The organism is Stenotrophomonas sp. LM091 (assembly GCF_001806305.1).
Lineage (GTDB): Bacteria > Pseudomonadota > Gammaproteobacteria > Xanthomonadales > Xanthomonadaceae > Stenotrophomonas > Stenotrophomonas bentonitica_A.
Map to the genome: position 1 here is coordinate 1,482,584 of NZ_CP017483.1, position 21,036 is coordinate 1,503,619.

Sequence of the window (21,036 nt, forward strand, 5' to 3'; positions counted from 1 at the left end):
ATCTGGAACGGGAGGATCAGCAATGCTTCTGGAACCGGCATGGATCACGCCGATGCCGACCTGAGCGTAACCGAAAAATTCATGGAAAGTTCACAATTGTTTCTGATAACGATGCTAGATCCCATTTGATAAAAATATGCAAAAGGTCACTTGGCAAGGCGCCCCGCTCCCGGCTAGCGTCGGGTCATTGTGTCCATGCGGCTTCGGGGAGAACCATGCAGAAGTTGTTGAGCGTCGGCGTTGGCCTGGCGTTGATGTCGATCGTGTCCGCGCCGGCGCCCGCCGCGTCGCGTTTCCTCCAGGATCCCTACCCCAGCACCTATGCGCCGATCGCCTCGGCGCCGGTGTTGATCAGCAATGCCACCGTGCTCACCGGCACCGGCGTGCGCCTGGACAACGCCGATGTGCTGCTGCGCGACGGCCGCATCGCGGCGGTGGGTACCGGCCTGACGGCACCGGCCGATGCGGTGCGTGTCGATGGCCAGGGCAAGTGGGTCACGCCGGGCATCATCGATGTGCACTCGCACCTGGGCGTGTATCCCAGCCCGGGCGTCAGCGCGCACAGCGACGGCAACGAGATGACTGCCCCGGTCACCGCCAACGTCTGGGCCGAGCACTCGGTGTGGCCGCAGGATCCGGGCTTCGCCGCGGCACTGGCCGGCGGCGTGACCTCGATGCAGGTACTGCCCGGCTCGGCCAACCTGGTCGGCGGCCGCGGCGTGACCTTGAAGAACGTACCCGCGACGACCTACCAGTCCATGAAGTTCCCCGGTGCGCCGTGGGGCCTGAAGATGGCCTGCGGCGAAAACCCCAAGCGCGTCTACGGTGGCAAGGGCACCGCCCCGGGCACGCGCATGGGCAATGTCGCCGGTTACCGTGCGGCCTTCATCGATGCCAGCGAGTACATCGCCAAGAACACCCCGAAACAGCCGAAGAAGAAGCGCTGGTTCAGCGGTGACGACAAGGGCGACAGTGCCGGCGACAGCGGCGGCAAGCGCGACCTCAAGCTGGATACGCTGGCCGGCGCGATCCAGGGCGATATCCGCGTGCACATCCACTGCTACCGCGCCGATGAGATGGCCACGATGCTGGATCTCTCCAAGGAGTTCGGCTTCAAGATCGCCGCCTTCCATCACGCGGTGGAGGCCTACAAGCTGGCCGACCGGCTCGCCGAGGAAGGCGTGTGCGGTGCGCTGTGGGCCGACTGGTGGGGCTTCAAGATGGAAGCCTTCGATGGCATCCAGGAGAACATCGCGCTGGTCGACCGCCCGGCCAACAGCTGCGCGATCGTGCATTCCGATTCGCCCGAGGGCATCCAGCGCTTGAACCAGGAGGCGGCCAAGGTGATCGCAAACGCACGTCGTGCCGGCATCGAGATCGCCCCGGAGCGGGCCATGATGTGGCTGACCTCCAACGCAGCGCGCTCGCTCGGCGTGGAGACGCAGACCGGCAGCCTGGAGGCCGGCAAGATGGGCGATGTGGTGGTGTGGAACGGCAGTCCTTTCAGCTCCTATGCGCTGGCCGAGAAAGTCTACGTGGATGGCCACCAGGTCTATGACCGCCAGGACGTGAGGCGGCAGCCGCTGTCGGACTTCATGCTTGGCCAGGAGGCGCGCCCATGAGCCGCCGCGTCCCGATGCGCCTGCTGCCGCGCGCACTGCTGTTGCTTGCCGGTGCCTGCGCCGCCCCCGCATTGTTCGCGCAGGATCTGCTGATCCGCAATGCCACCGTGCATACCGCCGCGGCACGCGGCAGCCTGGAGCACAGCGACGTGCTGGTCCAGGGCGGCGTGATCCGCGCCGTCGGTCCGGGCCTGTCGGCGCCGGCCGGCGTGGCCGTGGTCGAAGCGGCGGGCAAGCCACTGACCCCGGCGCTGTTCGGCGGCATCACCGATATCGGCATCGAAGAAGTCTCCGGGGAGTCAGCCACGGTGGACAGCACGCTGAAACTGGACGACCAGCCGCTGCGCCCGGAATTCGACGTGACCCTGGCCTTCAATCCGGACTCGGTGCTGATCCCGGTCGCGCGGCTGGACGGCATCGGCTTCACCCTGCTCGGGGCGAATACCGGCGGCGGCTTCATCGCCGGCCAGGGCGGGGTGGTGCGGCTGGACGGCAGTGCCGATCCGGTCGGCCCGCAGGCGTTGTTCATTCGTCTCGGCGCGTCCGGTGCGGAGCTGACCGGCACCTCGCGCGCCGCGCAGTGGATGCTGCTGGAGCAGATGGTCAGCGAAGCACGGGGCCGCGTTCCGGCCGATTCGCCGCATGCCCTGCTGACACCGGCCGGGCGCGCCACGCTGGCGCGTTACCTGGCCGGCCAGGGGCGGATCGTGGTGCAGGTCGACCGCGCCGCCGACATCCGCCAGCTGCTGCGCTGGGCCGGCCGCGAGAAGGTCAGGATCGCCATCGCCGGCGGGGCCGAGGCGTGGCGCCTGGCTCCGCAGCTGGCCCAGGCCGGCGTGCCGGTGTTCGTGGATGGGCTGGGCAACCTGCCGACCAGCTTCGATCAACTCGGCGCGACCCTGCAGAACGCCGCACGCCTGCAGGCGGCCGGCGTGCCGGTCAGCTTCGCCCAGCGCGACGATGCCTCGCACAACGCGCGCAAGATGCGCCAGCTGGCCGGCAATGCGGTCGCCAACGGGCTGCCCTGGGGGGATGGCCTGGCCGGCCTGACCCGGGTCCCGGCACAGGCGCTGGGCGTCGGCGACCGCCTCGGCACCATCGAGCCCGGCAAGCTGGCCGACCTGGTGCTGTGGGAGGGCGATCCGCTGGATGTCGGCCACTATGCCGAGCAGGTCTGGCTGGGGGGCCGCGCGATGCCGATGCGTTCACGCCAGACAGAACTGCGCGACCGCTACCAGGCCCCGGCGTCGAGCGAACCACGCGCATACTCGCGCTGAGCCCCTGCACAGGGCCGCTGCCTGCGGCGGCCCTGTTTGCGCACCCCTGTCGTCCTGCAACGTGAGCACCCGATCATGGCCCTGCGCTGGTACTTCGATTTCGTCTCACCGTTCGCCTATCTGCACTGGCAACAGCTCAAGGCGTTGCCGCAGTTCAAGAGCATCGCCCCGGTGCCGATCGCCTTGGGCGCGGTACTGCATCACCTGGGCAACCTGGGCCCGGCCGAGATTCCGGCCAAGCGAGTGTTCACCTACCGGCAGGCGTTGTGGCAGGCGCGCAGCGCCGGGGTGACACTGCGCTTTCCGCCGGGCCATCCGTTCAACCCGCTGGCGGCGCTGCGTCTGTGCCTGGCCGCCGGTGCCAGCCACGAGGCGGTCGAGATCCTGTTCAACTGGATCTGGCGCGATGGCCACGCCGGCGACAGTGCCGCCGCGCTCGCCCTGCCCGGCGCGATGCTGGACATCGCCGATGTCGCCGCGGCGATCGGCGCACCGTCGGTCAAAGAGGAACTGCGGCGCAACACGGATGCCGCGCTGGCCGCGGGGGTATTCGGCGTGCCGACGCTGGCGATCGGCAGCGAACTGTTCTGGGGCAACGACGCCCACCCGCTGATGCAGGCGGTGCTGGCCGACCCGGGCCTGCTTGAGCAGGGGGAGTGGGCCCGGATCAAGGATCTGCCGGTGGCGGTGGAACGCAGCCGCTGACGCCCGGCCCCTCTCCCCGGTCAGGCAAGCCGAGCCGTTTTGCGATAGCGTTCACGTTTCCGAACCTACAACCTGCCGGAGGGGCACAGGATGCGCATCGGAATCGTGGTCGACTCTGCGTGCGATCTGCCGCAGGATTTCATTGAACAACACAACATCGTGCTGCTGCCGATCACCGTCCGCATCGGCGAAGCCATGCTGGCCGACCATCGCGACGAACAGGCCACGCTGAGTTTCCTGCATGCCCACGTGGCCGAGCACGGCGCCGAGGCGGAGACCATTCCGTTCACCGTCAACCAGATCCGGGACCTGTTCCTGGGCAAACTGGTGATCGACTACGACCATGTCTTCTGCATGACGATCACCAAGACCCGCAGCCCGATCCACGACAACGCGATGCAGGCGAGCTTCGCGATCCTCAACGACTACAAGCCGGTACGGCAGGCGGCAGGGTTCAACTCACCGTTCGCGCTGCGCGTGCTCGATACCCAGAACCTGTTCGCCGCACAGGGCGTGACCGCGGTGGAAGCGGTGCGCCTGCGCGACAGCGGCGCGAGCGTGCAGCAGATCCGCGAACGGCTGGAACTGCTGGCGCACAACGTGCACGGCTACATGATCACCCGCGATCTGTACTACATGCGCGCCCGCGCACGTCACAAGGGCGATCGCAGCGTGGGGCTGATCAGCGCCGCGCTGGGCAGTGCGCTGGACATCAAGCCGGTGCTGCATGGCTACCGCGGCGAGACCGGGCCGGTGGCCAAGATCAAGGGCTTCGACAACGCCGTGCAGAAGCTGTTCGATTTCGTCGGGCAACGGGTCAAGGCCGGCCTGATGACGCCCACGGTGTGCATCAGCTACGGCGGCGAGCTGGCCGACCTGCGGGCCCTGCCCGGTTATGCCGCGCTGCGTGAGACCTGCCAGGCGCAGGGCGTGGATGTGTTCGAGGCGGTCATGAGCCTGACCGGGATGGTCAACGTGGGCAAGGGCGCGGTAACGATCGGCTTCGCCGACGGCCCGCATGTCTTCAGCGGCTGAGCACACTGGCCAGCCCTGCAGCGGCCATGCCACGATCCGGGCACGGCCGCCGGTTCTGCACGCGGATTGCACCGCGTCTCTGCCAGCCTTGCCGCATTCAATGGAGGTAACCATGCCAGTTAGTTACGACATCAGCCTGCCGGATCCGGCCAAGGCGCGCGGCAACGATCCGGACCTGTCCTTCCGCGCCCAGGGTGCGGCCGGGCTGGCCGAAGAACTCGAGAACGCCCTGCGCACCACGGTGCTGTTCGACCGTTGGCGCGCCAAGCAGGACGATCCCGATGCGGTCGATCCGCAGTGGGGCGCGACCGATCCGGCCGCGACCGTGACCGGCGCGCAGGATGATCTGCGCATCAACCTGTGCGCCACCACCAGCATCGACAGCGAGGTGTTCAAGCAGCGCCTGCGCATGCTGGCCGGCAGTCACTGGGAACTGCGCAACGTGCGTTGATCGGCGTTGCCTGCCCCGCTGGCAGCCGACGCGCTGCCAGCGCGGGTCACGCCTTCCCCAACCTCGCGCCAGCCGCCACCCAGCGCGCGATACAGATCCACCCGTGCGATCGCAGCCGCCGCCTGGCTGTCAGCCAGCGCTGCCTGGTTGTCCAGCGCGATGCGCTGGGTGGTCAGCACGTCGAGCATATCGATCACCCCCGCCTGGTACTGGCGGCGCGCCGCGGCCAACGCACGCTCACTTTCCTGCACGGCCACCTGCAGCGCCTGCCCACGCTGCTGCGCTGCGCCGTAGCCGCCGATCGCATCATCCACCTCGTGCCAGGCCTGCAGCACGGTCTTCTGGAACTGCAGCCCGGCCTGGCGTTCCTGCAACTGGCTCAGGGCCAGGTTCGCCTTGAGCCGGCCGCCCTGGAAGATCGGCAGACTGATCGCCGGGCCGATGCTGAAGCGATGTGCATTCCACCCGTCCAGGTCGTCGAGCTGCCTGGCCTGGAAACCGGCATCGCCAGTGAGGGTGATGCGTGGCAGGAAGCTGGTCTTGGCCGCGCCGATGCCAGCCGTCGCCGCGTGCAGGGCCGCTTCGGCGCGGCGGATATCCGGGCGGCGTTCGACCAGATCGCTGGGCAGGCCGGTTGCCAGCGCCGGCAGCGCCGGCCAGTCATGCCGCGCCGCGTCCAACTGTTCATCCAAGGTCCGTGGCGAACGTGCCAACAGCATGGCCAACGCATTGCGCAGCTGCGATTGCCGGTGCTGCAGCGGCGCCAGCCGCGCCTCCAGCGCGGCCACCTGCGCGGCCGCGCTGGCGACCTGCAGCGTGGTCGCCACGCCCTGCTGCTGGCGGGCCAGGGTCAGCCGCTGCACGTCGCGTGCGATGTGCAGATTGTCCTCGGTGATGGTCAGCAACTGTCGCGTGGCACGCAGTTGCAGGTACGTACGGGCGGTTTCGGCCATCACCGCGGTCTGCACCGCGTGCCAGTCTTCGTTGGCGATCTGCACGCGGGCGTCGGCGATCTCGACCTGGCGGCGCACACGCCCCCATAGATCCAGTTCCCACCCAAGGCCGATACCGGCCTGGAACAGCCCGTAGTCCTCGCGCCCGGCATTGCCGGACGGATCGTTCAGGCCGACCTCGCTGTTGCGGGCACGGGTGGCACCGACCGTCGCACTGACGGCCGGCGCGCGGTCGGCGGCACTGATACCGCGCAGCGCGCGGCTCTGGGCGACCCGGTTGGCGGCCAGCTGCACATCCAGATTGGCCTGCATGGCCTGGCCTGCCAGCGCCGCCAGCAGCGGATCCTCGAAGCCGTTCCACCACGCCGCGTCATCGGCAAAGGCCGCCGAGGTGATCACGCTGCCCTCCCATTGCATCGGCAGGCTCGCCTCGGGCCGCACGAAATCCGGGCCGAGGGTGCAGGCGGCCAGTGCGGTACACAGCGCGCTGCCCGCCATCACACGCAACGTCTGCCGGATCATCATGCGCCCTCCCCCGGCAGCCCACGCCCGCCGCTGTCCAGGTCCACGCGCGCTTCCACCGACATGCCCGCGCGCAGCTTGTTCGCCAGCGGCTGGCCTTCGTCGAGCACGATCTTGACCGGAATCCGCTGCACCACCTTGGTGAAGTTGCCGGTGGCGTTCTCCGGCGCGATCGCGGCGAAGGTCACGCCGGTGGCCGGGGCGATGCTGTCGATCCGGCCGTGCAGCGGCTGGCCGGGGAACACATCCACCTGCACATCCACACGTTGCCCGGCATACATGCGGGTCATCTGCGTTTCCTGGAAGTTGGCGACCACGAACGCCTGCTGCAGCGGCACCACCGCGAGCACCGGCGTGCCCGGGGTGAGGTAAGCGCCCACGCGTACGGCGCGGCGGCCGACCATGCCATCGATCGGCGCACGCAGTTCGGTGTGCGACAGGTCCAGTTCGGCCCGCGCCTGCGCCGCTTCGGCGCGTTGCACCGCCGCCTGCGCGGCTTGCACGCCAGCAGTGAGAATGCCGGTGCGCTGGCGTGCGGTCAGCAGCGCCGCCCGCCCCTGGTGCAGGTGCGCGCTGGCCACGGCCTGGCGCGACTGTGCCTGCTGCGCGTTCTGCACGGTACCGGCGCCGTCGCGGGCCAACGCGCCGTACCGATGCTGGTCGGCCTGGGCCAGAGTCAGTTCGGACTGGCTCACATCCAGCGTGGCGCGTGCCTGGTCGATCAATGAATCCTGCTGGGCCAGCGCGGCCTGCGCATTGGCCAGCTGCGCGCGCGCATTGGCCAGGTCGGCACGCGCGGCGGTCAGGGCCACCTGGTAGTCGCGGTCATCGATGCGTGCGAGCACATCGCCCGCCTTGACTCTCTGGTTGTCCTGCACGCGGACCTCGCTGACGAAGCCAGCGATCTTCGGCGCGACCACGGTGAAGTCCGCGGTGACATAGGCATTGTTGGTGGTTTGATGGCCGCCGTCGCGCAGCAGCCACCAGGCACCGCCAGCGAGCAGCAGCAGGCCGGCGGCGATGACGAAGGGAACGGAGTTGCGATGCAGGGACACGGGGGAGTTCCTTGGATTCAAGCCACGGCACGTGGCGGATGGATGCGTGTGGGCAACCACGGAATCAGCGCGATCAGCGCCACCGCCACCCACGCCACGATGAGATAGAGATCGGCCGAGGTCAGCGCCACCACCTGCGCGTGCAGGCGAGCACCCAGCCCTGGCGCGGTGCTGGCGTCGAGCCAGGGCGCGTTGCCGATCCGGTCGACCAGCGCGGTCGAATGCAGGTGGCTGCGCACGGTGGTGACCGCCTCGAGTACGCCACCGGCAAGCACCGCGGCAAACCCTTTGACCGTGTTGAACCACGCCGAGGCGAACGGGCCATCGGTCGGCGCCAGGCTGCCGGTGGCCAGCAGCAGCAACGGCAGCACCGCCATCGGCTGGGCGATGATCTGGATCACCTGCAGCCATGCGAAGTTGTCGCGGTGCCACTCGGTGGTCAGCTGCGCACCGAGGCCGCAGGCCAGTGCCAGCAGGCCCAGGCCGATCGCCTGCACCCAGCGGCTGTCCACCCGGCGCTGGTTGAGCAGGGTGGCCACCAGCGGCAATGCAATCAGCTGCGGCAGCGCGACCCACAGCAGCATCGGCGCGGTCTGCAGCGGTCGGTACCCCTGCACTTTGGCAAGGAAGCTGGAGGGAATCATGATCACCGCCAGCAGCACGAACAGCACGCCACCCAGCGTGATCAGGGCGTAGCTCAGATTGCGGTTGGCCAGCAACTGCAGCTTGAAGAACGGCAGCGGGTGCGACCATTCGTTGTAGAGGAACAACGCCAGCAGTGCGCTGCCGCCACCGAGCAGCAGGCAGATCAACGGCGAGGCGAACCACTCCAGGCGCGGGCCCTGCACCAGCCCGATCACCAGCATCACAAGCGCCGGAAACCCGAGTGCCAGGCCGACACCGTTGAACTGCGCGAACCGTTCAAGACGCAGTGGATCCTGTGGCAGCCCCCAGGCCACCATGCCCAGCGCGGCTAGGCACCACGGCACGATCTGCCAGAACGCCCACTGCCAGCCCACGTACTCCACCCACAGGGCCGCCATCGGCGTGCCCAGGCTCGGCCCGAAGGTCGCGGTCAGTGCGTAACCGGCCAGGCCGTACAACTTGATGCCCGGCGGCAGGAAACGCAGCGCCACGCTCATCAGCAGCGGCGGCAGCGCCCCACCGGCCAGGCCCTGCAGCGCACGCAGGATCAGGAACGAGGGCAGGTCCGGCGCGAACGGGCACACCACGCCCAGCACCATGAAGGCGCCGATCATCACCATCGCAAAGCGGCGCAGCGAGAAGGTCACCGCACACCACGGTGCGAACGCCATCGCACTGACCGACATCGCCGTGTACAGCGCGATGATCCAGCTGCCGTCATCGACGCTGAAGCCCATCGCACCCCGGATGTCGGCCAGCGCTACCTTGGTGACGTTTTCGTTGATGCCCGAGATCAGCACGGCCAACAACACACCGCACAGGCCGACCACCAGGCGCAGGCCGAACGCCGTCTGCGCCGGCGGTGCAGCCGGTGCAGCAGGCGCCATCGGCAGCGGCGCGGGCACGGCAGTCATCGTGCACCGCCGGCGGGCGGATGGGGCAGTGGGAACAACAGGGACATGGGGCCACTCCACGACGGGGAGCGGCAGTCTAGGCAGGGCCGATGTTGCGAAAAATGCTGCGTCGGCCATCGCTGGCGTGCGTCACGCGCACGCCTCGCCGGTCGCCTTGCGGGTGGACCTGGCCGTTGCCGGTCAGGCCTGCGTGGGCTCCGCGTCGCACATCGCCTTGATGCTGCGGCGCAGCCAGCGATGCGCCAGGTCGCTGTCCAGGCGGGGATGCCATGCCTGCACGACAATCGCGCTACGCACCGGAATAGGCAGCTCGAACAGGCGCAGCGGAACCCCGAGGCGTTCCAGCCGGGCCAGCATCACGCTGGGCATCTGCGGCAGGATCAGGTCCGAATCGGCTGCGGCGAAGATCGCCGAGTGGAAGGTCGGCATGATCTGCGCGACCCGCCGGCTAAGGCCCAGCGCCTCCAGATCCTCATCGATCGGGCCATACCAACGGCCACGACGCGATACCGCAATGTGGTCGAAGGCCACGAAGCGCTCGGCGGTGATCTCCCCGGCGAAGATCGGGTGGGCCTCGTGCGCGGCACCGAAGAACGAGGTGCTGAACAGGTTCTGCACCTTGGTATCGGCACTGAGTTTGCCGGCGGCGCTGATGTGCAGATCGATCCGGCCCTGCTCCATTGCGTCGTCATCGCCATCGCCTTCGGGGACGAAGCGCAGCACCGAACACGGCGCCTGCGCCTTGAACAGTTCGCGCATCCGCCCACCGTAGGTGCCGACGAACACATCATTGGCGCGAATGCTGAAGGTGCGTTCCAGCGTCATCATGTCGACCTCGCGGCCGGCGTTGAACACCAGGTGTGCCTGCTCGATCACCCCGCGCACCTGCTCGCGCAGCTGCAGCGCGCGCGGGGTCGGGGCCAGGCCGCGGCCGGCACGGACCAGCACCGGATCGCCGAGCGCCTCGCGGATGCGGCCCAGGGTGCGGCTCATCGCCGGGGCACTGAGGTTCATCCGCCGCGCCGCACCCACGACGCTGCCCTCCTCGATCAGGGCATCCAGGGCGATGAGCAGGTTCAGATCGGGCATGGTCACGGCAGTATCACCTTCAACGTGTGGCGGTGACTTTACTGCAATCCAAAACCCCTATTCGTGCGTTGCACGCACTACTCGCCTGCGGCACACGGCATGGGTCCAGTGCGGGCAGTAGGCGACCCTAGCGGCCCCTCTTCCGAGAATGCCGATGTTCACCAAGATCCTCGTTGCCCTGGATGGCGGCCCCCAGCATGCGCAGGTACTGGAGCTGGCGGCCTCATTGGCCGGCCCTGCCTCGCGCCTGCACCTGTTGTGCGTGCTGGGCCCGGCCTTCGCGCTGGCCGACGACGCGCCCCGTGCCGAGCACGCCGAGTATCCGGCCGCCGACGCCCAGGTCCACCAGGCCGAACAGCTCCTTGCCACCGCGCTGGGCCGCCTGCGCGAGCGCGGCATCGATGGCCTCGGGCATCACCCGGCCGGCGAACCGGCGCAGGTGATCTGCGACCATGCCCGCCAGCACGGCTGCGACCTGATCGTCATCGGCCACCGCCACCTGTCGCGGCTGGAGCGCCTGCTGGACCGCTCGGTCGGGCAATGGACGGTGGACCATGCGCCCTGCCCGGTGCTGGTGGAAGTGCGCGGCGGCGAGGCCTGAGCGGGGCACGCCGAGTGAGGTGCCAGGCCCAGGCGCGCACTCCCGGGCCGTGCCGGGCCCCTTGCCCGGCCCGGTTCGGCGCGCGTTGCCGCCGCCCAGCGGCGGGTCCACCGCTGTGCCTCAGGCGTACAGCGCCTTGGCGTGGTGCGCGATGTGCTCGCCGATGAAGCTGCTGATGAAGTAGTAGCTGTGGTCGTAACCGGGCTGCAGGCGCAACGTCAGCGGATGACCGGTGGCGGTGCAGGCGGCCTGCAGCCATTGCGGCTGCAGCTGGTTGTCGAGGAACTCATCGCCACCGCCCTGGTCGACCAGCAATGGCAGGCGCTCGGTGGCTGTGGCCACCAGTTCGCTGGCATCCCAGGCCGCCCAGCTGGCGCGGTCCTCGCCCAGGTAGGCCGTGAACGCTTTCTGGCCCCACGGCACGCGCGTCGGCGCGACGATCGGCGAAAACGCCGACACGCTCTTGTAGCGACCCGGGTTCTTCAATGCGATCACCAGCGCACCGTGGCCCCCCATCGAGTGGCCGCTGATGCTGCGCGCGCCAGTGGTCGGGAAATGCGCGTCGATCAGGGCCGGCAGTTCCTCCACCACGTAGTCGTACATGCGGTAGTGCGCCGCCCACGGCTGCTCGGTGGCGTTCAGATAGAAACCAGCGCCCTTGCCCAGGTCGTAGCCTTCGGCATCGGCGACGTCATCGCCGCGCGGGCTGGTGTCCGGCGCGACCAGGATCACGCCGTGCTCGGCGGCATAGCGCTGCGCGCCGGCCTTGGTGATGAAATTCTGTTCGTTGCAGGTCAGCCCGCTCAGCCAGTACAGCACCGGCAGCTTCTGCGTGGCCGCCTGCGGCGGCAGGTAGACGGCGACATTCATCTCGCAGCCCAGCACCTGCGAGGCATGGCGGTACACGTCCTGCCAACCGCCGGACGCGGCGCGGTGTTCGATGCGTTCCATGGGGATTCTCCGTAGGGGCGGCGCGGATCGCGCGCCGCCCGTGGTAGCTCAGAAATGCACGACCGAGCGGATCGACTTGCCTTCGTGCATCAGGTCGAACGCATCGTTGATCTCGTCCAGGCCCATCGTGTGGGTCACGAACGGCGCCAGTTCGATATCGCCCTTCATGGCGTCTTCGACCATGCCCGGCAGCTGGCTGCGGCCCTTGACGCCACCGAAGGCGGTGCCCTTCCACGAGCGGCCGGTGACGAGCTGGAACGGACGGGTCGAGATTTCCTGGCCCGAGCCGGCCACACCGATCACCACCGACTGGCCCCAGCCACGGTGCGCGCATTCCAGCGCCGCGCGCATCACGTTGACGTTGCCGATGCATTCAAAGGTATGGTCCACGCCCCACGTGGTCATCTCCACGATGACCTGCTGGATCGGCTTGTCATGGTCCTTCGGGTTGATGCAATCGGTCGCGCCGAACTGCTTGGCCAGTTCGAACTTGGAGGGGTTGGTATCGATCGCGAAGATGCGGCCGGCCTTGGCCTGGCGCGCGCCCTGGATCACCGCCAGGCCGATGCCGCCCAGCCCGAACACCGCCACCGAATCGCCTTCCTGCACCTTGGCGGTGTTGTGCACCGCGCCGATGCCGGTGGTCACGCCGCAGCCGAGCAGGCAGACGTGTTCCGGGTTGGCTTCCGGATTGATCTTGGCCAGCGAGACTTCGGCCACCACGGTGTACTCACTGAAGGTGGAGCAGCCCATGTAGTGGTAGATCGGCTCGCCGTTGTAGCTGAAGCGGGTAGTGCCATCGGGCATCACGCCCTTGCCCTGGGTGGCGCGCACGGCCACGCACAGGTTGGTCTTTCCGCTCTGGCAGAACAGGCACTCACCACACTCGGCGGTGTACAGCGGGATCACGTGGTCACCCGGCTTGACGCTGGTGACGCCCTCGCCCACTTCCACCACGATGCCCGCGCCTTCATGGCCGAGCACCGCCGGGAACAGACCTTCCGGATCATCGCCGGACAGCGTGAACGCATCGGTGTGGCAGACACCGGTGTGGGTGATCTTGACCAGCACTTCGCCCTTCTGCGGCGGCGCGACATCGATCTCGACGATCTTCAACGGTTCGCCAGCGGCGAAGGCAACGGCAGCACGGGATTTCATGGGAAGCACTCCAAGGCAGGGAACAAAGATGGGCAGTACGCGGGCACCCGCGCACTCATTTCAGATAGGAACGGATCAGCATGCTCATCTCGCGCACGCGCTCATCGCGCTGCGCATCGGATTGGGCCGGTTGCCCGAACTCTTCGCGCAGATGCGCCTCCATCACTTCGGACATCAGCCCGTTGACGGCACCACGGATCGCGGCGATCTGCTGCAGCACCGGCCCGCACTCGGCCCCGGCTTCCAGCGCGCGGTCGAGTGCATCGCACTGGCCGCGGATTCGACGGACCCGGGCGAGAACGCGCTTTTTTTCCTGCGGTGAATGGGGCATGGAGGCAAGGCCGGTTAACTATACTGGGGGTGAGTATACAGCATCCACGGAATTCCCTTCGCGGTGGGTTCGGCAGCAGGGCTGATCAGGGCTGATGACCCGAGGGTCGGCGGCGGCGTACCAGATAGATGCGACCGGCAACCAACACCGCAAACGCCACTACCGCCGTCCGAACGAGCGGATCAGGCGAGATGGTCGGCTGGGGCCAGAACGCGAGCCAGCCCGCGAGCACTGCGAAACTGACCAACGCCAGCAGCGCGAGCGCCCTTGCTAAACGCGGGAAGAATGGCAGGGCCAGCAACGGCGCCGCGACAAGCAGCAGCCCTGCCCCGCCACACGCCAGTGCTGCGCGACCCTGCGTAACATTTCCCGTCGTTGCGATCGTCAGGATCAGCACCGCGTACAGCGCAAGGACGCCACCGCCGACCATCGCCAGAATGTTCACGAATCGCCGGTTACGCATCCATTTCACCGTTGATGAGGACAGGCCGTGGGTCTGCACTACTCGACGCCAGATACGTCCCAGCAGATGCGAGGTGCATGCGCAGAATGCAGGATCTGCCTTTGAAGAACGAGCATCCAGGGCAGATGCCGCCCGCGCCCCGCTACCCCCGCAGCAGATCAATGAACGCCCGCAGCGCAGACGACATCTGCCGCTGCCGTGGGTAATACACCGCAAAGCCTGCGAACGGCTCGCTCCAGTCCTCCAGCACGGCAACCAGCCGGCCATCGTCCAGGTACGGGCGTGCGGAATCTTCCAGCACGTAGGCCAGCCCCAACCCGTCCACCACCGCCTGCAGGATCGTGTTCTGATCACCCAACGTGAGGCGCCCGGGCACGTCGATCTCCAGTGCCTGGCCATCGCGTTCGAACTGCCACTTGTAGAGATGGCCGCTGGCGAAGCGGAACCGCACACACTCGTGCCGATGCAGATCACGGGGGTGCTGCGGTATCTCCCGCCCCGCCAGATAGGAGGGCGCACCCACGATCAGGCCGCGCAGCGCCGGCCCCAGTGGCACGGCCACCATGTCTTCCGGCACCGATTCGTGCAGGCGCACGCCAGCGTCGTAACCGCCGGCGACGATATCCACCAGGCCATCGTCCTGGGCCAACTCCAAACGCACATCCGGGTGCGCAAGCAGGAACTTCGCCAGGCGTGGGCCGAGCTGGGTCTGGACGGCGGCGCGGGTGGCGTTGATGCGCAGCAGGCCGGCCGGTGCCGCGCGGAAGTGGTTCATCTCTTCCAATGCGTCATGCACCTGCCCCAGCGCGGGCTGCAGGCGCTCGAGCAGGCGCTGGCCGGCTTCGGTGAGGGCGACGCTGCGGGTCGTGCGATGGAACAGACCCACGCCCAGGCGTTCTTCCAGCGCGCGGATCGCGTAGCTGACCGCCGAGGTGGACAGCGCCAGCTCCGCCCCGGCCTTGCGGAAGCTGCGGTGGCGGGCCACGGCGGCGAAGGCGGCGAGGTGGGTCAGGTTGTCAGTGGCCATGATTATCCCGTTTCACTTGATGAATCATGCCGATATCCTGACTTTTTGTGCACGGGATCGGGGCGTATTGTAAAGCGCCTTTCTACAAACCTGCCAAGGATTCCCCATGTCCCTCGCCCATGGTTATGCGGTGCACGACCAGACCGCGCCGCTGGTGCCGTTCTCCTTCGAACGTCGCCCGGCCGGTCCCGATGACGTCCGCATCGAGATTCTCTTCAGCGGCATCTGCCACTCCGACCTGCACCAGGCCCGCGACGATTGGGGTGGTTCCAAGTTCCCGATGGTGCCCGGCCACGAGATCATCGGCCGCGTGACCGAGGTCGGTGCCAACGTCACCCGCTTCAAGGTCGGTGACTTCGCCGGCGTCGGCTGCATGGTCGATTCCTGCCGCCACTGCGCCGCCTGCGACGAAGATCTGGAGCAGTACTGCGAGAAGGGCGCCACCTTCACCTACAACAGCACCGAGCGCGAGAGCGGCCAGCCGACCTTCGGCGGATATTCGGACCACATCGTGGTCGAGCAGCGCTTCGTGGTGAAGGTGTCCGAGACGCTCGACCTCAAGGCCGCCGCACCGCTGCTGTGCGCCGGCATCACCACCTACTCCCCGCTGCGCCACTGGAAGGTCGGCCCCGGCCAGAAGGTCGGCGTCATCGGCCTGGGCGGCCTGGGCCACATGGGCGTGAAGTTCGCCAAGGCGATGGGCGCCACCGTGGTGATGATCACCACCACTCCGGAGAAGGGTGCCGATGCCAAGCGCCTCGGCGCCGATGAAGTACTGGTCTCGCGTGATCCGGCGCAGATGAAGGCCCACGCCGGCAGCTTCGATTTCCTGCTCAACACCATCCCGGTCAGCCACGACACCAACCCGTACATGGGCCTGCTCAAGCGCGATGCGACGATGTGCCTGGTCGGCGTGTTGACCGAGCTGGATCCGCCGCTGATGGGCGCTGCGATGATGTTCGGCCGCAAGCACATCACCGGCTCGGCGATCGGCGGCATGGCCGAAACGCAGGAGATGATGGACTTCTGTGCCGAGCACAACATCGTCAGCGATGTGGAAGTGATCGACATCAAGACCGTCAACGAGGCCTGGGAGCGCATGGCGAAGAACGACGTTCGCTACCGCTTCGTGATCGACATGGGCACGCTGGAAAAGGCCGCCTGATCTTTACGCACAGGCATGAAAAAACCCCGGCAATGCCGGGGTTTTTTGTTGATCGATGCGAACTCAGTACGCAAATTCCTTGAACACCGGATCGATGTTGCCGCCCCACTCGCCGTGGAAGAGCGCCAGCTTGCGGTCGGCCGGAGTCAACCCGGAATCGACGATCTCCTGCAGCACTTCCAGGAACTTGCTTTCGTCCTGGCCATCGGCGTTGCGCGCAGCGCGGCGCTTGAGGCCGGCCACGGCGATCTTCAGGGCCTCGCGCGACAGGTCCAGCACGGTGCCGTTGCGGAACGGCAGCTTCAGCCCATGGCGCGGCACGCCATCACGCAGGACGTTGCGTTCGACCAGGCTGAAATCACGCACCAGATCCCAGGCGGCATCCAGCGCGGCGTCGTCGTACAGCAGGCCCACCCAGAACGCGGGCAGCGCGCACAGGCGGCTCCACGGGCCGGCATCGGCGCCGCGCATTTCCAGGTACTTCTTCAACCGCACCTCGGGGAAGGCGGTGGTCATGTGGTCGGACCAGTCGCGCAGCGTGGGCAGCTGGCCCGGCAGCACCGGCAGCTTGCCGACCATGAAATCGCGGAAGCTCTGGCCGCTGGCATCGTGGTACCTGCCATCGCGGTAGGAGAAGTACATCGGCACATCAAGCAGATAATCCACGTAACGCTCGTAACCGAAGCCGTCTTCGAATACGAAGTCGAGCATGCCGGTGCGATCGTTGTCGGTGTCGGTCCAGATGTGCGAGCGGTAGCTCTGGTAGCCGTTCGGCGCGCCTTCGGTGAACGGCGAATCGGCGAACAGCGCGGTGGCGATCGGCTGCAGCGCCAGCGACACCCGGAACTTCTTCACCATGTCCGCTTCGGTGGCGTAGTCCAGGTTGACCTGCACCGTGCAGGTGCGGGTCATCATGTCCAGGCCGAGCGTGCCCACCTTGGGCATGTACTCGCGCATGATCTTGTAGCGCCCCTTGGGCATCCACGGCATCTCATCGCGCGTCCACTTCGGCTGGAAGCCCATGCCGAGGAAGCCCAGCTGCAGTTCGCCGGCGACCTGCGCCACCTCGTTGAGGTGGGTGCCGGTTTCCACGCAGGTCTGGTGGATGGTTTCCAGCGCCGCGCCGGAGAGCTCCAGCTGGCCCGCCGGTTCCAGCGTCACCGAGGCGTTGTCGCGCAGCAGTGCGATGGTGCGTCCGTCTTCCTGCACCGGGTCCCAGCCGAAGCGGGTCAGGCCGTTGAGCAGCGCTTCGATGCCGCGGTCGCCGTCGAAGGTGGGCGGGCGCAGATCGTCCAGGCGGAAGCCGAACTTCTCGTGCTCGGTGCCGATGCGCCACTGCGCCTGGGGCTTTTCGCCGGAGGCCAACGTGGCGACCAGTTCATTACGGTCGGTGATCGGCGTCTCGGCGACGTGGCTGGGGCTCGACAAGGGGAGGCTCGCAGAATTCTGGTCAGGGCGGGGATGTGGGGTTCGCGCCCCCGCATCGCAAGGGCGCACTATATCGTGGCGTCCCCTGCCGTCGTGTCACCGTGACGGTTTTCAGCATCCTACTGGCATGGGCTTGACGCTGCGTCGCCCCCGCCGCGGCTGCGAGTCATTCCGCCGCGGGCCGTCGCGACCCCCTAAACTGATCCAATGAGTCGATCCCGACATCCGGAAGTCCATCGCTCCGACCGCGTCGGCTGGCTGCGTGCCGCCGTGCTTGGCGCCAATGACGGCATCGTCTCGGTGGCCGGGCTGGTGGTCGGCATCGCGGCCAGTGGTGCCACGGCGTCGACCATCCTGGCCACCGGCATCGCCGGGACCGTGGCCGGTGCGATGTCGATGGCGGCTGGCGAGTATGTTTCGGTGCAGTCGCAGGCCGATACCGAGCTGGCCGACCTGGCGGTGGAAAAGCGCGAGCTGCACGAAGACCCGCACAGCGAGCTGGAAGAGCTGGCGGCCATCTACCGGCAGCGTGGGCTGAGCCCCGCGCTGGCGCACGAGGTAGCCACCCAGCTGACGGCGCACGACGCGCTGGGCGCCCACGCCCGCGATGAGCTGGGCATCACCGAAGAGCTGCGCGCGCGCCCGATGCAGGCAGCGATGGCCTCGGCCGGCGCCTTCGTCAGCGGCGCGGCGTTGCCGGTGCTGACCGCCCTGCTCGCCCCGCATGCCTACGTCGGCCAGGCAACCACCATGGTGACGCTGCTGGGGCTGTGCCTGACCGGCACGCTGGCCGCGCACGCCGGCGGTGCCCCGCGCCTGCGCGGTGCGTTGCGCGTGACGTTCTGGGGCGCCATTGCGATGGCTGCGGCGGCGCTGGTCGGACACCTGTTCAACGTGGCAGGCTGAGCCATGTCCATCCCGATCGACACCACCGCTTCGCTGCTGGCGAGACTGGCCAGCCTGGCCGACTGCCAGCGCGCCGATGGCTACGCCTGCATCACCGCACGCCGCGAGCATGGCGCCTCCTCGGTGGACATCCCGCAGCCACAGTTCGCCATCCTCCTGCAGGGACGCAAGCAGGTTCGCACCGCGCAGCAATCCCTGGAATTCGCCCCGGGCGATCTATTCCTGATCACCCGTCGCTGCCGCATCGATGTGGTCAACATTCCCGATCCGCACAGCGGCCTGTACCTCAGCGCGATCGTGCCGCTGTGCGCCGAAGCGCTCACGGCCGCCCGGGCGCTGTGGAACGAGCCCCTGCCCGACGCCGGCGACGCGCTGGCACGGCTGCCGCTGGCCGAGCATGGCGCGACGCTGCTGCAATGGCGGCAGGCGCTGGAGCAGGGCCACTACACCGAAGCGCGGTTGGCGCTGGCCGGGCTGGCCGTGGCGTTCTGCCGGCGCGGACATGGCAGCCTGCTGATTCCACCCGAGCCCAGCGTGGCTGATCGCATCCGCGATCTGATCGCGGCCCAGCCCGAGCGCGACTGGCAGTCACGCGATTTCGAAGCGCAGCTCGGGCTCAGCGGTGCGACCCTGCGGCGGCGCTTGGCCAGCGAGCAGTCCAGCGTGCGCGAGCTGATCACCGACGCGCGGCTGGCGCATGCCATGAGCCTGCTCTACACCACCCGGTTGCCGCTGAAAACGGTGGCCGCGCGCGTGGGCTACCGCTCGCTGGGCAGCTTCAACAAGCGCTTCGCCGAACGTTACGGGTTGGAACCGGCGGCGATCGGCAACAGCTGAGGCGAGCGGATCGCGCGGCATTCTGAGCGGAACGCAGCAGGCGGCACGCGCAGCATGGAGACACCGCGGCACTGCCGCTCCGTTCGGATCCTGACATGTCGTTTCCCCGCATTCGCACGCTCGCCACGGCGCTGCTGCTGGCCGTTGCCGCCAGCCCGGCACTGGCCACCACCACACACACCCCGCGCGGGCAGGTGCCCGGCGTCTACCACCAGCAGATCGGCACGTTGCAGGTCACTGCCCTGTTCGACGGCACGGTCGCACTGGGCCGACAGGAACTCGTCGGGATCGCTCCCGGCGCGGTCACCCGCCTGCTCGATCACCGCTACGTGCCCGAGGATGGCAAAGGCCTGCAGACCGCGGTCAACGCCTACCTGGTGCAGCAGGACGATCACCTGACGTTGGTCGATACCGGCACCGCGCAGTGCTTCGGCCCCGGGCTGGGCCAGGTGCTGGGCAACCTGCGCAAGGCCGGCTATGACCCGGCCGAGGTGGATGATGTCGTGCTCACCCACGCCCACCCCGACCACCTGTGTGGCCTGCTGGATGCGCAGGACACGCTGGCCTACCCGAATGCCACGGTGTGGCTGTCCGCCGCCGATGCGGCGTTCTGGCTGGATCCGGCCAGTGAAGCCACCGCGCCGCAGGGCGTCCGGTTTGCCTTCGCATTGGCACGCAAGGCGGTGGCACCGTATGAAGCGAGCGGGAAATTGAAGCGCTTTGCCCCTGGCGACACGTTGCCGACCGGGATCACCGCATTGGACAGCCACGGCCACACGGTCGGGCATGTGTCTTACCGGATCGATGGTGGCGCCGGCCAGCAGCTGCTGGTGTGGGGCGACATCGTGCATTTCCATGCCGTGCAGTTCGCCCAGCCGCAGGCCTCCTATGAAGCCGACAGCGACCGCACGGCTGCTATCGCCAGTCGGCGCCGGATGATGGCGCAGGCTGCGGATCAGGGCTGGTGGGTGGCCGGCGCGCACCTGCCGTTCCCAGGGCTGGGCCATGTCCGGCGCGAAGGAGAGGCGTTCGCCTGGGTGCCGGGCGAATTCGCGCCGTTACCGGCGAAATGAGGGGACACGACCGCGCCGTACACGGGGCGTCAGACGCGTTCGGGTAGTGCCGGCCACTGGCCGGCTCCCGATACATCTGATGGAGAAAGAGCAGCCGGCCAGCGGCCGGCACTACCCGGCGCCGCGCGGCCCGTTGGACCGCGGCAACGCCCGGATCAGGCCGCTTCGGGCGCCGGCTTGTTCAGGCCCAGCCAGCCGCCGATGATCCCGCGGGCTTCATCCACGCCCTGGCGGGCGGGGCCGGAGAAGGTCTGCACGCTGACGGTGTCGCCGAACGAGGAATGCAGTTCCTTGCGCACCTTCTGCAGGGCGATGCCCTGCTGGCCACGGCCAAGCTTGTCGGCCTTGGTCAGCAGCGCGTGCGCGGGCAGGCCGCGCTGCACGGCATAGGCCAGCATCTGGCGATCGTAGTCCTTCAGCGGGTGACGGATGTCCATCACCACCACCAGGCCACGCAGGGCCTCGCGGGTGCGGAAGTACTGGTCGATGAAGGCCTGCCAGTGCGCCTGCAGGTCCAGCGGGACCTTGGCGTAGCCGTAACCGGGCAGATCGACCAGCTTGGCCTCCGGGGTGACCTCGAAGAACACCAGCTGCTGGGTGCGGCCGGGGGTCTTGGAGACCCGGGCCAGGCTGTTCTGGCGGGTGAGGGCGTTGAGGGCACTGGATTTGCCGGCGTTGGAGCGACCGGCAAAGGCGACTTCCGCGCCCACGTCTTCCGGCAATTGCCGGGTGTTGTGGGCCGAAAGCAGGTATTGGGCGCGTTCGAGGAGCAATGACATGGGCATAGGATCGCATGTCCGGGGCTGCTCCGCGCTGTCTGCCCCCGGT

21 protein-coding genes are annotated in these 21,036 nt (G+C 68.0%); 10 read left to right on the forward strand and 11 right to left on the reverse strand.

Annotated elements, in window-relative coordinates; genetic code table 11:
* Nucleotides 1-215 precede the first annotated feature (215 nt).
* From BIZ42_RS06480 to BIZ42_RS06500, 5 genes are all read left to right on the forward strand, one after another.
* Nucleotides 216-1,622 (forward strand): amidohydrolase, encoded by a 1,407-nt coding sequence (locus BIZ42_RS06480; RefSeq protein WP_070425916.1) that lies wholly within the window; start codon nucleotides 216-218, stop codon nucleotides 1,620-1,622.
* Nucleotides 1,619-2,899: an amidohydrolase family protein gene (locus BIZ42_RS06485; protein ID WP_070425917.1), complete on the forward strand. Its 1,281-nt coding sequence runs from the start codon at nucleotides 1,619-1,621 to the stop codon at nucleotides 2,897-2,899. The genes BIZ42_RS06480 and BIZ42_RS06485 overlap by 4 nt, the downstream gene beginning before the upstream one ends.
* Nucleotides 2,900-2,971: 72 nt before the next feature.
* A complete protein-coding gene (locus BIZ42_RS06490; RefSeq protein ID WP_156785804.1) occupies nucleotides 2,972-3,604 on the forward strand; it encodes a DsbA family protein in 633 nt (210 codons plus the stop codon).
* Nucleotides 3,605-3,694: 90 nt separating this feature from the next.
* Nucleotides 3,695-4,639, forward strand: a complete 945-nt coding sequence (locus BIZ42_RS06495; protein ID WP_046273496.1) for a DegV family protein — start codon at nucleotides 3,695-3,697, stop codon at nucleotides 4,637-4,639.
* A gap of 112 nt (nucleotides 4,640-4,751) precedes the next feature.
* Nucleotides 4,752-5,090 (forward strand): hypothetical protein, encoded by a 339-nt coding sequence (locus BIZ42_RS06500; protein WP_026069862.1) that lies wholly within the window; start codon nucleotides 4,752-4,754, stop codon nucleotides 5,088-5,090.
* Here the strand turns inward: BIZ42_RS06500 and BIZ42_RS06505 are convergent.
* From BIZ42_RS06505 to BIZ42_RS06520, 4 genes are all read right to left on the reverse strand, one after another.
* A complete protein-coding gene (locus BIZ42_RS06505; RefSeq protein ID WP_083279805.1) occupies nucleotides 5,063-6,568 on the reverse strand; it encodes an efflux transporter outer membrane subunit in 1,506 nt (501 codons plus the stop codon). The two genes, BIZ42_RS06500 and BIZ42_RS06505, sit on opposite strands and share 28 nt — an antisense overlap.
* A complete protein-coding gene (locus BIZ42_RS06510; RefSeq protein ID WP_070425919.1) occupies nucleotides 6,565-7,620 on the reverse strand; it encodes an HlyD family secretion protein in 1,056 nt (351 codons plus the stop codon). Before BIZ42_RS06510 ends, BIZ42_RS06505 begins: the two co-directional genes overlap by 4 nt.
* A 17-nt stretch (nucleotides 7,621-7,637) precedes the next feature.
* Nucleotides 7,638-9,152 carry an MFS transporter gene (locus BIZ42_RS06515; protein ID WP_156785805.1) on the reverse strand — a complete coding sequence of 505 codons (1,515 nt, stop codon included), beginning with the start codon at nucleotides 9,150-9,152 and terminating at the stop codon, nucleotides 7,638-7,640.
* 207 nt (nucleotides 9,153-9,359) lie between these two features.
* Entirely contained in the window at nucleotides 9,360-10,274 is a 915-nt protein-coding gene (locus tag BIZ42_RS06520; RefSeq protein WP_046273490.1) for a LysR family transcriptional regulator, read from the reverse strand.
* Nucleotides 10,275-10,422: 148 nt separating this feature from the next.
* Here BIZ42_RS06520 and BIZ42_RS06525 point away from each other — a divergent pair, with 148 nt between their 5' ends.
* On the forward strand, nucleotides 10,423-10,869 hold the full coding sequence (locus BIZ42_RS06525) for a universal stress protein (protein ID WP_070425921.1): 447 nt from the start codon (nucleotides 10,423-10,425) through the stop codon (nucleotides 10,867-10,869).
* Nucleotides 10,870-10,989: 120 nt separating this feature from the next.
* Here BIZ42_RS06525 and fghA read toward each other — a convergent pair whose 3' ends face one another.
* The 5 genes from fghA to BIZ42_RS06550 form a co-directional block, all read right to left on the reverse strand.
* On the reverse strand, nucleotides 10,990-11,820 hold the full coding sequence (gene fghA, locus BIZ42_RS06530; protein ID WP_070425922.1) for an S-formylglutathione hydrolase: 831 nt from the start codon (nucleotides 11,818-11,820) through the stop codon (nucleotides 10,990-10,992).
* 48 nt (nucleotides 11,821-11,868) lie between these two features.
* Nucleotides 11,869-12,978, reverse strand: coding sequence for an S-(hydroxymethyl)glutathione dehydrogenase/class III alcohol dehydrogenase (locus BIZ42_RS06535; RefSeq protein WP_019183748.1), 1,110 nt, complete (start codon nucleotides 12,976-12,978; stop codon nucleotides 11,869-11,871).
* A gap of 55 nt (nucleotides 12,979-13,033) precedes the next feature.
* Nucleotides 13,034-13,309, reverse strand: a complete 276-nt coding sequence (locus BIZ42_RS06540; protein ID WP_019183747.1) for a metal/formaldehyde-sensitive transcriptional repressor — start codon at nucleotides 13,307-13,309, stop codon at nucleotides 13,034-13,036.
* Nucleotides 13,310-13,394: 85 nt separating this feature from the next.
* Nucleotides 13,395-13,811, reverse strand: a complete 417-nt coding sequence (locus tag BIZ42_RS06545) for a hypothetical protein (protein WP_156785699.1) — start codon at nucleotides 13,809-13,811, stop codon at nucleotides 13,395-13,397.
* Between the two features lie 103 nt (nucleotides 13,812-13,914).
* Nucleotides 13,915-14,799 carry a LysR family transcriptional regulator gene (locus BIZ42_RS06550; RefSeq protein ID WP_019183745.1) on the reverse strand — a complete coding sequence of 295 codons (885 nt, stop codon included), beginning with the start codon at nucleotides 14,797-14,799 and terminating at the stop codon, nucleotides 13,915-13,917.
* A gap of 106 nt (nucleotides 14,800-14,905) precedes the next feature.
* On the opposite strand from BIZ42_RS06550, the gene BIZ42_RS06555 reads away from it, so the two are divergent.
* Entirely contained in the window at nucleotides 14,906-15,964 is a 1,059-nt protein-coding gene (locus BIZ42_RS06555; RefSeq protein ID WP_019183744.1) for an NAD(P)-dependent alcohol dehydrogenase, read from the forward strand.
* A gap of 63 nt (nucleotides 15,965-16,027) precedes the next feature.
* Here BIZ42_RS06555 and BIZ42_RS06560 read toward each other — a convergent pair whose 3' ends face one another.
* Nucleotides 16,028-17,392 (reverse strand): glutamate--cysteine ligase, encoded by a 1,365-nt coding sequence (locus BIZ42_RS06560; protein ID WP_046273486.1) that lies wholly within the window; start codon nucleotides 17,390-17,392, stop codon nucleotides 16,028-16,030.
* 207 nt (nucleotides 17,393-17,599) lie between these two features.
* On the opposite strand from BIZ42_RS06560, the gene BIZ42_RS06565 reads away from it, so the two are divergent.
* The 3 genes from BIZ42_RS06565 to BIZ42_RS06575 all read left to right on the forward strand — a co-directional run bounded on the left by BIZ42_RS06565 (nucleotide 17,600) and on the right by BIZ42_RS06575 (nucleotide 20,208).
* Nucleotides 17,600-18,298, forward strand: a complete 699-nt coding sequence (locus BIZ42_RS06565; protein WP_070425924.1) for a VIT family protein — start codon at nucleotides 17,600-17,602, stop codon at nucleotides 18,296-18,298.
* A gap of 3 nt (nucleotides 18,299-18,301) precedes the next feature.
* Nucleotides 18,302-19,135, forward strand: a complete 834-nt coding sequence (locus BIZ42_RS06570) for a helix-turn-helix transcriptional regulator (protein WP_019183741.1) — start codon at nucleotides 18,302-18,304, stop codon at nucleotides 19,133-19,135.
* 95 nt (nucleotides 19,136-19,230) lie between these two features.
* A complete protein-coding gene (locus tag BIZ42_RS06575) occupies nucleotides 19,231-20,208 on the forward strand; it encodes an MBL fold metallo-hydrolase (RefSeq protein WP_070425925.1) in 978 nt (325 codons plus the stop codon).
* A 155-nt stretch (nucleotides 20,209-20,363) separates the two neighbouring features.
* On the opposite strand, the gene yihA is transcribed toward BIZ42_RS06575, so the two are convergent.
* Nucleotides 20,364-20,987, reverse strand: a complete 624-nt coding sequence (yihA, locus tag BIZ42_RS06580) for a ribosome biogenesis GTP-binding protein YihA/YsxC (RefSeq protein WP_019183739.1) — start codon at nucleotides 20,985-20,987, stop codon at nucleotides 20,364-20,366.
* Nucleotides 20,988-21,036 lie beyond the last annotated feature (49 nt).

Coding starts and splice junctions, on each gene's coding strand:
- BIZ42_RS06480 (WP_070425916.1), top strand. CDS start 216: ATGCAGAAGTTGTTGAGCGTCGGCGTTGGCCTGGCGTTGATGTCGATC.
- BIZ42_RS06485 (WP_070425917.1), top strand. CDS start 1,619: ATGAGCCGCCGCGTCCCGATGCGCCTGCTGCCGCGCGCACTGCTGTTG.
- BIZ42_RS06495 (WP_046273496.1), top strand. CDS start 3,695: ATGCGCATCGGAATCGTGGTCGACTCTGCGTGCGATCTGCCGCAGGAT.
- BIZ42_RS06500 (WP_026069862.1), top strand. CDS start 4,752: ATGCCAGTTAGTTACGACATCAGCCTGCCGGATCCGGCCAAGGCGCGC.
- BIZ42_RS06505 (WP_083279805.1), bottom strand. CDS start 6,568: ATGATGATCCGGCAGACGTTGCGTGTGATGGCGGGCAGCGCGCTGTGT.
- BIZ42_RS06515 (WP_156785805.1), bottom strand. CDS start 9,152: ATGGCGCCTGCTGCACCGGCTGCACCGCCGGCGCAGACGGCGTTCGGC.
- BIZ42_RS06525 (WP_070425921.1), top strand. CDS start 10,423: ATGTTCACCAAGATCCTCGTTGCCCTGGATGGCGGCCCCCAGCATGCG.
- fghA (WP_070425922.1), bottom strand. CDS start 11,820: ATGGAACGCATCGAACACCGCGCCGCGTCCGGCGGTTGGCAGGACGTG.
- BIZ42_RS06535 (WP_019183748.1), bottom strand. CDS start 12,978: ATGAAATCCCGTGCTGCCGTTGCCTTCGCCGCTGGCGAACCGTTGAAG.
- BIZ42_RS06540 (WP_019183747.1), bottom strand. CDS start 13,309: ATGCCCCATTCACCGCAGGAAAAAAAGCGCGTTCTCGCCCGGGTCCGT.
- BIZ42_RS06550 (WP_019183745.1), bottom strand. CDS start 14,799: ATGGCCACTGACAACCTGACCCACCTCGCCGCCTTCGCCGCCGTGGCC.
- BIZ42_RS06555 (WP_019183744.1), top strand. CDS start 14,906: ATGTCCCTCGCCCATGGTTATGCGGTGCACGACCAGACCGCGCCGCTG.
- BIZ42_RS06565 (WP_070425924.1), top strand. CDS start 17,600: ATGAGTCGATCCCGACATCCGGAAGTCCATCGCTCCGACCGCGTCGGC.
- BIZ42_RS06570 (WP_019183741.1), top strand. CDS start 18,302: ATGTCCATCCCGATCGACACCACCGCTTCGCTGCTGGCGAGACTGGCC.
- BIZ42_RS06575 (WP_070425925.1), top strand. CDS start 19,231: ATGTCGTTTCCCCGCATTCGCACGCTCGCCACGGCGCTGCTGCTGGCC.
- yihA (WP_019183739.1), bottom strand. CDS start 20,987: ATGTCATTGCTCCTCGAACGCGCCCAATACCTGCTTTCGGCCCACAAC.